The sequence below is a fragment of the Paenibacillus flagellatus genome (assembly GCF_003217775.1).
In the GTDB taxonomy this organism is placed as follows: Bacteria; Bacillota; Bacilli; order Paenibacillales; family NBRC-103111; genus Paenibacillus_AB; species Paenibacillus_AB flagellatus.
This window is the reverse complement of sequence record NZ_QJVJ01000003.1, coordinates 250,382-263,589: the sequence shown is the minus strand read 5'-3', so window position 1 is coordinate 263,589 and position 13,208 is coordinate 250,382. Positions and strand designations below refer to the sequence as shown.

At 63.5% G+C, this 13,208-nt stretch carries 12 protein-coding genes; 11 read left to right on the top strand and 1 reads right to left on the bottom strand.

All coding sequences use genetic code 11. The features are described from left to right. Positions 1-10 precede the first annotated feature (10 nt). The 9 genes from DLM86_RS07775 (at position 11) to DLM86_RS07735 (ending at position 10,166) form a co-directional block, all read left to right on the top strand. Positions 11-1,000, top strand: a complete 990-nt coding sequence (locus tag DLM86_RS07775) for an ABC transporter ATP-binding protein (protein ID WP_110839420.1) — start codon at positions 11-13, stop codon at positions 998-1,000. A gap of 47 nt (positions 1,001-1,047) precedes the next feature. Next, positions 1,048-2,046, top strand: a complete 999-nt coding sequence (locus DLM86_RS07770) for an ABC transporter ATP-binding protein (RefSeq protein WP_245954473.1) — start codon at positions 1,048-1,050, stop codon at positions 2,044-2,046. Continuing rightward, positions 2,039-3,526: a gamma-glutamyltransferase family protein gene (locus DLM86_RS07765; RefSeq protein ID WP_110839418.1), complete on the top strand. Its 1,488-nt coding sequence runs from the start codon at positions 2,039-2,041 to the stop codon at positions 3,524-3,526. Before DLM86_RS07770 ends, DLM86_RS07765 begins: the two co-directional genes overlap by 8 nt. Positions 3,527-3,717: 191 nt before the next feature. Beyond that, positions 3,718-3,957, top strand: a complete 240-nt coding sequence (locus tag DLM86_RS07760; RefSeq protein WP_110839417.1) for a thioredoxin family protein — start codon at positions 3,718-3,720, stop codon at positions 3,955-3,957. 178 nt (positions 3,958-4,135) lie between these two features. Then, positions 4,136-4,750: a MarR family winged helix-turn-helix transcriptional regulator gene (locus DLM86_RS07755; RefSeq protein WP_110839416.1), complete on the top strand. Its 615-nt coding sequence runs from the start codon at positions 4,136-4,138 to the stop codon at positions 4,748-4,750. Positions 4,751-4,939: 189 nt separating this feature from the next. Next, positions 4,940-6,409, top strand: a complete 1,470-nt coding sequence (locus DLM86_RS07750) for an aminotransferase class I/II-fold pyridoxal phosphate-dependent enzyme (protein ID WP_110839415.1) — start codon at positions 4,940-4,942, stop codon at positions 6,407-6,409. Positions 6,410-6,439: 30 nt separating this feature from the next. Then, a complete protein-coding gene (gene hemL / locus DLM86_RS07745) occupies positions 6,440-7,759 on the top strand; it encodes a glutamate-1-semialdehyde 2,1-aminomutase (protein ID WP_110839414.1) in 1,320 nt (439 codons plus the stop codon). Beyond that, positions 7,756-8,979, top strand: a complete 1,224-nt coding sequence (locus tag DLM86_RS07740) for a cysteine desulfurase (RefSeq protein WP_110839413.1) — start codon at positions 7,756-7,758, stop codon at positions 8,977-8,979. Before hemL ends, DLM86_RS07740 begins: the two co-directional genes overlap by 4 nt. A gap of 5 nt (positions 8,980-8,984) precedes the next feature. Continuing rightward, entirely contained in the window at positions 8,985-10,166 is a 1,182-nt protein-coding gene (locus tag DLM86_RS07735) for an aspartate aminotransferase family protein (RefSeq protein WP_110839761.1), read from the top strand. A gap of 54 nt (positions 10,167-10,220) precedes the next feature. Here the strand turns inward: DLM86_RS07735 and DLM86_RS07730 are convergent, their stop codons facing one another. Beyond that, positions 10,221-11,117 carry a LysR family transcriptional regulator gene (locus DLM86_RS07730; RefSeq protein WP_110839412.1) on the bottom strand — a complete coding sequence of 299 codons (897 nt, stop codon included), beginning with the start codon at positions 11,115-11,117 and terminating at the stop codon, positions 10,221-10,223. Positions 11,118-11,213: 96 nt separating this feature from the next. On the opposite strand from DLM86_RS07730, the gene serC reads away from it, so the two are divergent. Then, a complete protein-coding gene (gene serC, locus DLM86_RS07725; protein WP_110839411.1) occupies positions 11,214-12,299 on the top strand; it encodes a 3-phosphoserine/phosphohydroxythreonine transaminase in 1,086 nt (361 codons plus the stop codon). A gap of 131 nt (positions 12,300-12,430) precedes the next feature. Then, on the top strand, positions 12,431-13,207 hold the full coding sequence (locus tag DLM86_RS07720; protein WP_110839410.1) for a type 1 glutamine amidotransferase: 777 nt from the start codon (positions 12,431-12,433) through the stop codon (positions 13,205-13,207). Position 13,208 lies beyond the last annotated feature (1 nt).

Below are 13,208 nucleotides of genomic sequence, written 5' to 3'. Positions count from 1 at the left end.
GTGACGTTGTATGGCACGACCGGTGTTGGAAGTGAGCGGGCTGAGCACGAGTTTTTTTACCGATAACGGCGTCGTTCCTTCCGTGGACGGCGTATCGTTCGACTTGCGGGAGGGGGAGACGCTCGGCATCGTCGGCGAGTCCGGTTCGGGGAAAAGCGTCACGACGCTGTCGATCATGGGCTTGATCGAGCCTCCGGGCCGCATCGTGCAGGGGGAGATCCGGTTTCGGGGCGAAAACTTGCTGCAGCTTGACGCCGAGCGGATGCGCCGAATCCGGGGCCGCGATATCGCGATGATTTTCCAGGAGCCGCTGACCGCGTTGAATCCGGTCTTTCGCATCGGCCGCCAAATTGAAGAAATGCTGCTGACGCATACCGCGATGAGCAAGGAGGAGGCGAAGCGGGAGACGCTGTCCTTGCTGAAAAAGGTGATGATTCCGCGTCCGGAGAGCGTCTACGAGGCGTATCCGCACGAGCTCAGCGGCGGGATGCGGCAGCGGGCGATGATCGCGATGGCGATCGCCTGCAAGCCGAGCGTACTGATCGCGGACGAGCCTACGACCGCGCTGGACGTCTCGATTCAAGCCCAGGTCATCCGGCTGATGAAGGACTTGATCCGCTCCGAGGGAGGCTCGATTCTGCTCATCACCCACGATCTCGGCGTCGTCGCGGAGCTCGCCGACCGGGTCGCCGTCATGTACGCCGGTCAAATCGTCGAGCAATGCGACGTCTTCACGCTGTTCCGCTCCCCGAAGCATCCGTACACGCAGGGGCTGCTCAAAAGCACCCCGCAATTGTTCGGCCAGCCGGACACTCTGGAATCGATCGATGGCTCGGTGCCGAATCCGCTCTTCCTGCCGCCGGGATGCCGGTTCCATCCGCGCTGCGCTTATGCGACCGACGACTGCCGGACGAAGCGGCCGGAATTGAATGAGATCGGTCCCGGTCATTTGGCCCGATGCCTGCTGGCCGAACGGGAAGCCGCGGCGGCCGGTTCGTAGAGAGGGGAGGGTGCGACGAATTGCAATCGTACGACAATCGAAACGTCATGTTGAAAATCGAGCGGCTGAGCAAGCATTACGCAATCGGCGGAGGCTGGCGGAAAAGCCGGAGGAAGGTGCTCCGCGCCGTGGACGGGGTCGATTTGACCGTCTACGAGGGAGAGACGCTCGGCATCGTCGGCGAATCCGGCTGCGGGAAGTCGACGCTCGGCCATATGATCATGCATTTGACGGAGCCGACGGAAGGCCGGATCGAATTCGACGGCGTCGATCTCAGCACGCTGTCGAAGGAACAGCTGCGCCGCAAGCGCAAACATATCCAAATGATTTTTCAGGACCCGTTCTCGTCGCTCAATCCCCGCATGAAAGTATTCGATCTGATCGCCGAGCCGCTGCGAACGCATCCGGACGAAAACGGCAAAAGCTTGGCCGATCAGGTGCACGCGATATTGGAAGCGGTCGGCTTGCCGCCGGAGTATGCGGACCGGTACCCGCACCAATTCAGCGGCGGCCAACGGCAGCGGATCGGGATCGGGCGGGCGCTGGCGGTGAAGCCGAAGCTCATCGTCTGCGACGAGCCGGTGTCGGCGCTCGACGTCTCCATTCAAGCGCAAATCTTGAATTTGCTGTCCGTCCTGCAAAAGCGGTACGGGCTGACGTACGTCTTCATCGCGCACGGCTTGCCGGCCGTCGCGTATATGAGCGACCGGATCGCCGTCATGTACATGGGCCGGGTCGTCGAAATCGCGGACAAGGAGCGGCTGCTGCGGCATCCGCTGCATCCGTACACGGAAGGGCTGATCGCTTCGATTCCGGTGTCGAGCCCGGAACGGAGAGGGGAAGGCCGCAACGCGCTGACCGGCGAGACGCCGAACCCGCTCGACCCGCCCGCCGGCTGCCCGTTCCATACGCGCTGTCCGTATGCGCAGCATCGGTGCCGGAGCGAGACGCCGGTTTTGAAGACCGTCGCGGGAGGGCCCGACCGGCAGGTCGCCTGCCATTATCCGCTGGAAGAAGCGTCGAAAGGGGTGGCGACGATTGGCTAAACGGATCGGCTACGGCGTAAGCGCGGCGCATCCGCTGGCGGTGCGAGCCGGCATGGACGTGCTCGAGACGGGCGGCAGCGCGGTCGACGCGGCGATCGCCGTCTCCTACATGCTGGGCGTCGCGGAGCCGTACGCATCGGGGATCGGCGGGGGAGGCGTCATGCTGGTCGCGCCGGCGGACGGCCGCGCCCCCGTCGTCGTCGATTACCGCGAGGTTGCGCCGCGCTCCGGCGTCGTTTCGGCGCACGAAACGGGCGTGCCCGGCTTCGTGAAAGGGATGGAGAAGCTGCATGCGGCGTTCGGCACGCGGGAGCTGCGGCGGTTGATCGAGCCGGCCGCGGAAGCGGCCGAAGCCGGAATCAAGGTCGGCGAAGCGCTGCACCGGCAGCTGATGCAAGCCCGGCACCTGGAGCGCGACCGGTTTCCTAATTTTTATCGCGACGGTGAGGCGCTTCGCGTCGGCGACGTTCTCGTCCAGCCCGAGCTGGCCGCCACGCTTCGCGCCTTGCAGGACCGTGGCTCCGCCTGGCTGTACGAAGGCGAGCTCGCGTCGGCGATAGCCGGCATGATCGAAGGCATGGACGCGGACGATTTCCGGAGCTACGAGGTGAAATGGAGGGAGCCGATTCATAGCGAGTTCGGCGGCTACGACGTCCTCACCTCGCCGCCCCCGTTCGGCGGCGCGACGCTGCTCCAAGCGCTCCGGCTGAGCGAGGCGCTCGGCTTGAGCCGGTACCCGGAACGATCGTCGGCGTATCTCCATCTGTGGGGAGAAGCGATCGGCTTTTGCTATTCGATGCGCAAGACGACGATGGGCGATCCCGCGTTCGGCGCCCCGTCCGCGGATGCTCTCGTCAGCCGGGAGCTGGCGGACCGGCTGGCGGAGCGGATCCGGCCGGATGCGCGGATTACCGGCGAGGCCGCTCCGGCGGACGTGGCCAACACGACCCATTTCGCCGTCGTCGACGGGGAAGGCAACCTCGTCTCGGCGACGAATACGATCGGCGGCTTTTTCGGGCCGGGACTCGCGGCGGGCGGTTTTTTCCTGAACAACCAGCTGCGCAACTTCACCTCCGACCCGCAATCGCCGAACCGCCCGCAGCCGGGCAAACGGCCGCAAAGCTACGTCTGTCCGACGATTTTGCGGAACGCCGGGCGGGCGATCGTCATCGGCTCCGCCGGAGGCAAGCGGATTCCGCTGACGCTGGCGACCATTTTGTCCAACATGACGCAGCGGGACTACGGAATCGAGGAGGCCGTGGCGAATTCGCGCTTTTTCATCGACGAAGGAGTCGTCACGGCCGAGCATCCGCTGCCCGAGCGAACGGAGGAGGAGCTGGTCCGTCTGGGCTACCGGGTGGAGCACAATCCGGACCCGATGTTTTACGGCGGGGTGCACGGGCTTTCGCTGTCGTACGAGACGGGAAAAGTAAGCGGCGCGGCGGACCCGAGGCGAGGCGGCACGTGGGCTTGCGGGTGACGGTAGGGAATGCGCGGGGCGCAGACGAGGACGCGAGACGTACAGGAGCCGTCTCGCGATCGATCCGCGACGCGAAACGATCGGTTTCGCCTATCGTTACGATAACGGATTCGCAATTGATCGGATAAGGAATCAGCGGCTATACTCGAATTGTAGCAATGCTACATAAATAGTCGAAGGAGCTGGTTCTCATGTCTAAAGCGGTATTTTATCACGCGGGATGCCCCGTATGCGTCGACGCCGAACAAACGGTGCTGTCCTACTTGGACGCTTCCAAAGTCCAAACCGAGGTCGTCCATCTCGGCACCGCCCGCAACCGGATCGAGGAAGCCGAGAAAGCCGGCGTCAAGTCGGTTCCCGCTCTCGTAATCAACGGAAGCGTCTACCATATCAACTTCGGCGCGAGCCTGGATGACGTCAAGAACGGATAATCGAAGCGGATTCGCGCGAGGGAGTCGCTTCCGATCGGCTCCCTCCTCGGACGCGGGCGCTATCGCCGCCGGTCAAGCTCCTTCGGGAGCTTTTTTGGCGTAGGCCGCGTCGTTCGCTTTTTTCCGTCCCGGTTTCCATGTACAATGGGAAAAAAACGAATGGAAGGTGCGGTCCCGCATGATATTCGATGCCCGGTCGCGGAAGGACGATCGATCCGCCCGTGTCGGCATGTCGCTGTTCCGGCTTTCGCAAGCAATCAAAAAAATGACGCAAGCGGAAAGCGACGCGCTCGGCTTGTCTCCCGTCCAAATTCAGACGCTTCTGTTCGCCTTCCATACGCGCGGGGATGCGGCGACGGTGGGCAACTTGGCCCACGCGCTCGGAACGACGCACGTCACCGCCGTAAAAACGGCGAACGGGCTCGTCCGGAAGGGGCTCATCGTCAAAACGCCCAAGGCGGACGACCGCCGGGTCACGCTGCTCGGCTTGACCGAGGAGGGCCGACGGACGGCTTCGAATGTCGAACGGTGGGGGCGTGCGCTGGAGGACGCGCTGCGGCCGATCTCGGACGACGCGCTGGCGCATTTCGAGCTGGGGCTTGGCGCCATCGTCGCCGCCTTGCAGCGAAGCGGCTACCTGTTCGCGGCGGAGCCCTGCTACGGCTGCGTCCATTTCCGTCCGAACGCCGGGGACGCGGCCGCTCCCCATTACTGCGAGCTCGTCCATACGTATTTGACCCATGAAGCTTCCTTGAAAGAATGCCCCGACCATACCCCCTCCAAGCAAGCTTGAGCGATAGCCGGGCGCCATGGCGGCGTCGACGGGTTCGCAGGCGGCTTCCATCCCTGCGCTTTTTCTCTCCAGTATCAATAGGTTGTTCCTATCGAAACGAGTCAAACAATCGTATTGAACGATCGTCGGTCCCGTTCTATACTGAACCGGAATACGGAAACTTCGTTCGAAGGGAATGGACCGACCTCTATGGATCATCATCGTACGCCATTGTTCTCGGCATTGCTCGAGCATGCGGACAAAAGTCCGATTCCGTTCCATATCCCCGGCCACAAAAAAGGGGAAGGGATGGAGGAAACGTTCAAATCGTTCCTCGGCGGCAACGCCTTGTCCATCGATCTGATCAACATCGCGCCGCTCGACGACTTGCACCAGCCTACCGGCGTCATCGGGGAAGCCCAGCGTCTGGCGGCGCACGCCTTCGGCGCGGACGGCGCCGTATTCTCGGTACAGGGGACGAGCGGGGCGATCATGACGATGATCATGTCCGTCTGCCGGCCCGGGGACAAGATCGTCGTGCCGCGCAATTTGCATAAATCGATATTGTCGGCGCTTATTTTTTCCGGCGCGAAGCCCGTCTTCGTTACGCCGGAGCGAGACCGGACGCTCGGCATCGATCACGGGGTATCCGTACGGGCCGTGAAGAAGGCGCTCGAGCGTCATCCGGACGCGAAAGCGGTGCTGGTCATCAACCCGACGTATTTCGGCGTCTGCACGAATTTGAAGGCGATCGTCGATTTGGCGCACGGCTACGGCATCCCCGTCCTCGTCGACGAAGCCCACGGGGCGCTGCTTCACTTCCACGACAAGCTGCCGATGTCGTCGATGCAGGCGGGGGCGGATATGGCGGCGACAAGCATGCACAAGCTCGGCGGCTCATTGACGCAAAGCTCGATTCTTCTTGTCCGGAAAGGCCTCGTCGAGCCGAAAGCGGTGCAGACGATGTTCAGCATGCTGACGACGACGTCGACCTCCTACATTTTGCTCGCGTCCTTGGACACGGCCCGCAAGCAGCTGGCGCTCCGAGGGAGCGAGATGGCGGAAAAGGCGATCCGGCTCGCCGAATACGCCAGGCGGCGCATCAACGAGCTGCCGGGTCTTTCCTCGTTCGGCCGGGAGCTGCTGTGGACCGAGGCCGCCTACGATTTCGACCCGACGAAGGTGACGGTGCACGTGCGCGGACTCGGCATTACCGGCTACGACGCGGAGGTATGGCTGAGAATCCGGCGCAATATCGAGGTGGAGCTGAGCGACTTGTACAACATTTTGTGCCTTGTCACGCCCGGCGACTCGCAAGAAACGGTGGATTGCCTGCTGGAGGCGCTGGCGGAACTTGCGGAAGCGCATCGCGGACAAGGGGCCGCCGAACCGACGGAGGCGGCGCTGCCGGACATTCCGCAGCTGACGCTGTCGCCCCGGGACGCCTTTTACAGCGACACCGAGCTCGTCCCGTTCGACCGGTCCGCCGGACGCATCATGGCGGAATCCGTCTACGTGTACCCGCCGGGCATCCCGGTTCTGCTTCCCGGGGAAGTGATCGGGCCGCAGCATATCCGGTATATTCTCGATCATCTGGCGGTCGGTCTTCCCGTGAAGGGGCCCGAGGATTTGTCGCTGCGCCACGTCAAAGTCGTCGTCGAAGCGAAAGCCATCTCATGAAGGATCGAACAAGCGAAGGAGGAGACGGCCATGATCAGGAACGCGGGCAGAAGAGAAAAGGTTACGCGAATGGCGTTCGACGAAGCGAAGCGGTTCATTCCCGGCGGCGTCAACAGCCCGGTCCGCGCGTTCGGCTCCGTCGGATTGACGCCGGTTATGGCCGCATGCGCGAAAGGAGCGCGGCTGTGGGACATCGACGGCAACGAGTACATCGACTACATCGGCTCGTGGGGGCCGCTCATCTTGGGACACGCCCACCCCTCGGTCGTCGAAGCGGTGCGAAAGGCGGCGGGCACGGGCACGAGCTTCGGCTTGACGACGCTGACGGAGACCGGGCTGGCCCGCCTCATCTGCGAAAGGGTGCCGTCCGTCGAGATGGTGCGGATGGTCAACTCCGGCACCGAGGCGGTCATGAGCGCCCTCCGTCTCGCGAGAGGGTATACGGGCCGGCCTCTCGTCCTCAAGTTCGAAGGCGGCTACCACGGTCACGCCGACGATTTGCTCAGCCGTTCCGGCTCCGGCATCGCCACCTTGGGCTTGCCGGACAGTATCGGCGTGCCGGAGAGCGTGGCGGCCCAAACCGTGACGGTACCGTACAACCGGCTGGACGAGGCGCGTCACGCGTTCGAGCGGTTCGGCGAGAGGATCGCCGCCGTCATTGTCGAGCCGGTCGCCGGCAATATGGGCGTCGTCCCGCCGCAGCCGGGCTTTCTCGAAGGGCTCAGAAGCTTGACGAGCCGGTACGGCAGCCTACTCGTCTTCGACGAGGTGATGACCGGCTTCCGGGTCGGCTTCCGCGGCGCTCAAGGCTTGTACGGAGTAACGCCGGACTTGACCTGCTTCGGCAAAATCATCGGCGGCGGTCTGCCGGTCGGCGCTTACGGCGGCAGGCGCGACATCATGGAGCTGGTCGCCCCGTCCGGCCCGATCTATCAGGCCGGAACGCTGTCCGGCAACCCGCTTGCCATGGCGGCCGGCTTCATGACGCTGCAGCTGCTGGCGGAGCCCGGCGTGTACGACATGCTGGAGCGCCGGGCGGCCCGGCTCGAGGAAGGGTTTGCGCGCAACGCGGAGAGAGCGGGCGTCCCGCTGCGGGTAAACCGCGTAGGCTCGATGCTGTGCGCGTATTTCACGGAACGCGAGGTCGTCGATTTCGAAACGGTTCAATCGTCCGATATGCAGGCGTTCCGGCCGTATTATGCGAAGCTGCTGGAGCTCGGCGTTTTGACGCCGCCGACGCCGTTCGAGGCGATGTTCGTCTCCGCCGCCCATGCCGAAGACGAGATCGAGGCGACGATTCGGGCGCAGGCGGACGCTTTGCAGACGATCCAAGGGGGGACACGGGGATGAGCGACCGGATTTCCGACATACGCCGTTTGTTTCCGATTCTCGACCAGCGGGTGAACGGCCGTCCGCTCGTCTATTTGGACCACGCCGCGACGGCCCAGAAGCCGACGCCGGTCGTCGAGGCGGTCAGACGGTATTACGAATGGGATAACGCGAACGTCCACCGCTCGGGACATACGCTCGGCCAACGGGCGACGGACGCGTACGAAACCGTCAGAGCCCAAGTCGCCCGGTTCGTCGGCGCCGGCTCGGAGCGCGACATCGTCTTCACCCGCGGCGTGACGTCGGCGATCAATCTCGTCGCGACCGGCTACGCGCGGGCGAAGCTCGGTGCCGGGGACGACATCGTCGTCTCGGCGATGGAGCACCACGGCAATTTGCTGCCGTGGCAGCAGGCCGCGAAGGCGACCGGCGCGACGCTGTCGTACATTCCGCTGCAGCCGGACGGAACGTTTACGCTCGAGGACGCGGAGGAGACGATTACGAGCCGGACGAAGCTGGTCGCGGTATCCCACGTCTCGAACGTGCTCGGCGTCGCCAACCCGGTAAGGGAGCTTGCGGCGATCGCCCGGAGGGTCGGCGCGGTCGTATTCGTCGACGGCGCGCAGGCCGTATCTCATATGCCGGTCGACGTCCGGGAGCTGGATTGCGATTTTTACGCGTTTTCGGGTCACAAAATGTACGGGCCGACCGGAATCGGCGTGCTGTACGGAAGGCGGGAGCAGCTCGAGCGGATCGAGCCCGTCGAATACGGCGGACAAATGATCGACCGGGTCGGCCTGCGCGACTCGACGTGGCGGGAGGCGCCGTGGACGTTCGAGGCCGGAACGCCAAACGTGGCGGGAGCGGTCGGACTCGGGGCGGCGATCGATTTTCTCGAGCGGATCGGACGGGACGCCGTCGCCGAGCACGATCGGAAGCTGACCCGTTACGCGACGGAGCGATTGAAAGAGATCGATGGGCTGACGATATACGGTCCGGAGGTAGACCGGTGGGGGCTCGTGACGTTCAATTTGGCGCGAATCCATCCGCACGACGTTTCGTCCGTGCTGGACGTATACGGCGTGGCGATCCGGGCCGGCCATCATTGCTGCAGCCCGCTCATGGACCATTTCGGCACGAGCGCCACGGCCCGCGCCAGCTTCGGCCTGTACAACACGGAGGAAGACGTCGACCGATTGGTCGAGGCGCTTCTTCATACCAAACGAGTATTCGGGGAGTGACGACGATGAAGCTTGAGGAGGAATACGGCTCTTCGCTGTTCCCGACCTACGCGAAATATCCGATCGCGCTGGTGCGGGGCGAAGGGAGCCGGTTATGGGACGAGGACGGCAAGGAGTATCTCGACTTCATGTCGGGTCTCGCGGTATGCAATCTCGGCCATGCGCCCGGAAACGTGGCGGCGCGTGTCGCCGAGCAGCTCGGGCGGCTGTGGCACGTCTCGAATTTGTTTCGGATACCGGATCAGGAGAAGCTGGCCAAGCTATTGACCGACCACAGCTGCACGGATCTCGTGTTCTTTTGCAACAGCGGGGCGGAGGCGAACGAGGCGGCGATCAAGTGCGCCCGCCGGTACCATCAGCGGGTGCTCGGCAACGGCAGGTTCGAGATCGTGACGTTCGAGAAGTCGTTCCACGGCCGGACGATCGCGACGTTGACCGCGACGGGGCAGGACAAGGTGAAGGACGGCTTTTACCCGCTGCCGGAAGGGTTCGCGTATGCGAAGTACAACGATTTGGACGATGTGGAGGAGAAAATGACCGATCGCACGGCGGCCGTCATGCTGGAGCTGGTGCAGGGAGAGAGCGGCGTACGCCCTGCGGATCGCGAGTTCGCGGTCCGTCTGGCGGAGCTGTGCGAGCGTCGGGGCGTACTGCTCATCGTCGACGAGGTGCAGACGGGGATGGGACGGACGGGCAAGCTGTTCGCCTACGAGCATTACGGCATCGAGCCGGATATCGTCACGCTGGCCAAAGGATTGGCCGGCGGCTTCCCGATCGGCGCCATGATGGGGAAGAGCAAGCTTCGCGACGCGTTCTCCGCGGGCAGTCACGCTTCGACGTTCGGCGGTGCTCCGCTGGCCGCGGCCGCCGGACTGGCGACCGTGGAGACGCTGCTCGGGGAACGGCTGCCCGAGCGGGCGGAGCGGATGGGGGCGTATGCGCTGCGCGAGCTGAGGAAACGGCTGGCGGCTTGCCCCGCCGTACGCGACGTGCGCGGATTGGGGCTGCTGATCGGCATCGAATGCGCCGGTCCGGCGGCCCCCGTCATCGGGAAGCTGCACGATCGCGGGCTGCTCGTCGTACCGGCCGGCCAGGACGTCATCCGCTTTATGCCGAGCCTGTACGTGACCGAGGAGGAGATCGACCGGGCGGTCGGCCTTGTCGCCGGGGCGCTCTCGGACGGATGACGGCGGTCGCCGCCGGACATGCGGCGCGGCGGCTCGGGACGCGCACGGCCGGTTCTATTTGTAGCTGCCCGATTTGATCGTCGCGATCAGCTGTTCCATGAAAACCCGGCTCGCCGCACACAAATATTTGTTTTTGCGGTACACGAGCCCGATCTGCGTCGTGATCGTCGGGTTTTGAATCGGAACGGTGCGGATATTCGGATTGGCGATGTAATCGAGATACGCCTTCGGCAGGACGGTGACGCCGACGCCCTTGACGACCATGTTGACGATCGACTCCATCGTCGTCATCTCCATGACCGGTCGCGGCGCGAAATCGAACGCGCGGCAATGCTCGTCGATCAGCCGGCGCATCGAATACGTGCCGGGCAGCAGGACGGACGGCGTCTCCTTCAGGACGTCGAGCGAGACGAACGGCAGCTCGGCGACCGGATGATCGGCGGGGGCGGCGAGAGCGAGATTTTCTTTGTACAGCGGAATCGATTCCAAGTCGTCGTGCTCCATCGGCAGAAGCGCGATGCCGAGATCGAGCTCGTTTTGCAGCAGCCCGTCGTATATATCCCCGGTGCGCAGGCCGAGAACGGACAGCTCGACGTTCGGGTAGCTGCGATGGAACCCGATGACGGTCGGCGGCAGCAAGTAGTTGACGACCGTCAGCAGCGCGCCGATCTTGAGCGTCCCGCGCTTCAAGCCTTGCAGCTCGCTGATGGCGGCCCGCGCCTGGGACAGCTCGTGAAACACGTTGTAGCTGTGGTGCAGCAGCGTCCGGCCCGCTTCGGTCATGATCGTTTTTTTGCCGACGCGGTCGAACAGCGGCGTGCCGATTTCGTGCTCGAGCAGACGGATTTGCTGGCTGAGCGACGGCTGGGCGATGCCGAGCTTCTCGGCGGCGCGGGTGAAGTGAAGCTCCCGGCAGACGGCCATAAAATATTCCAGCTGTTTCAGTTCCATGGGGATGCCTCCAATTCGATGCAGAACGATAGGTAGTAACAATGATATTTGGATTATCATAACGGAAAATGTATCAAAAGAAAAGGGGGAATCCGGATGGCGCAGTCCTACAATTTCAACGCGGGGCCGGCCCGGCTTCCGGCCGAAGTGCTGGAGCAGGTGCGGGAGGAGCTTCTCGATCTGAACGGCACCGGCCTGTCCGTCCTTGAAATTTCTCACAGAAGCAAGGTGTACGAAACGATCCACGGCGAAACCCGGCAATTGCTGCGGGAGCTGCTCGACATCCCCTCCGATTGCGAGGTGTTGTTCCTGCAAGGAGGGGCGAGCACGCAATTCGCCATGGTCCCGTTGAATTTGCTCGTCGAAGGGCGGACGGCCGCGTACGTGCTCAGCGGCACATGGTCGGTCAAAGCCCGGATGGAAGCGGACAAGGTGGGCGACGTCGTCGTCGCCGCAAGCTCGGAAGCGGACAAGTTCAGGAACGTTCCGGACGTGCGCGGGCTGTCCGTCCGCCCGGATGCGGCTTACGTGCATATGACGACCAACGAGACGATCGCGGGCACCCAGTTTCGCGAGTTTCCCGATCCGGGCGGCGTTCCGCTCGTAGCCGACATGTCCAGCGACCTGCTGTCGCGGACGGTCGACATGTCCCGCTTCGATCTCGTGTACGCCGGAGCGCAAAAAAACGCGGGGCCTTCCGGCGTTACGATCGTGATCGTACGCAACGACTTGCTTCGCGGCATCCCGAGAACCGTCCCCGACATTTTGAATTATCGGGTTCACGCCGAGCACGGCTCGCTGTTCCATACGCCGCCGGTGTTTTCTATCTACATCGTCAACCTTGTGCTGAAATGGATTCGCCGCAACGGCGGTGTCGTCGGCATCGAGCGAAACAATAGGAGGAAGGCGGAGCTGCTCTACCGCACCGTCGACGAGAGCGGCGGCTTCTACGAAGGGTTGGCCGGCCGGGACAGCCGGTCGATGATGAACGTGACGTTTCGGACGCCGGACGCGGAACGGGACGAGCTTTTCGTGAAGGAATCGGAACGGCACGGCTTCGTCGGGCTGAAAGGACACCGGGACGCGGGTCATTTGCGCGCTTCGATCTACAACGCGGTCGGGTTGGAAGATTGCCTCGCGCTGACGGCGTTTATGCGGAGTTTTCTGCAAAGGTACGGGTAAGCGAGTGGTGAGTGGGGCCGGAGAACGATAGGTATAGACTATCGTATGGAGTAAAAGAATTGGATTGTTATATCGTTCGGTCGATTTTATACTCAAGGTGCTTGCCATTTCGTACCGGGGAGGCGAACTTCATGCGTATTCACTACTTGCAGCACGTCCCGTTCGAAGCCCCCGACCTTATCGCGGTATGGGCGAAGGAAAAAGGACACCGGCTGTCGGGGACGGCGCTGTATGAATCGTCCCGGCTGCCGGACCCTTCGGCGTTCGACATGCTGGTCGTGCTGGGCGGCCCGATGGGGGTACACGACGAAGCCGACTATCCGTGGCTCGTCCCGGAAAAGCGGCTGATCCGGGAAACGGTTCAGCTGGGCAAGCCGGTGCTCGGCATTTGCTTGGGCGCCCAGCTTTTGGCCGAAGCGGCCGGCGGGAGCGTGACGCGCAATCCGGTCAAGGAGATCGGCTGGTTCCCGGTCCGGCTGACCGAGGAGGCGAAGCGGTCCGAGACGTTCGGCCAGCTTCCGGAGCAATTTCTGCCGTTCCATTGGCACGGCGATACGTTTTCTTTGCCGGACGGCGCTACACGAATCGCGTTCAGCTTGGGGTGCGCGAATCAGGCGTTCGAATACGGGGACGGCGCGATCGGCTTGCAGTTTCACCTGGAATGCAGCGAATCCGGCATCCGCCGCATGATCGAGCACGGCCGCTTCGAGCTGGGTGGCGGGGAATTCGTGCAACGCGCCGAGGATATGACGGACCGGTCCGAATGGCTGTCCGCGTCGAAAGCCGTCCTATGGAAGCTGCTGGACGGTTGGGAAGCGGGCTGCCGATCCCGAATGCGAACGCGCGAGTCCGAACGCGCCAACCGCGACCGGGCAGGCGGCGAGCCGTACCGGGTGGTCGGCGACTGAA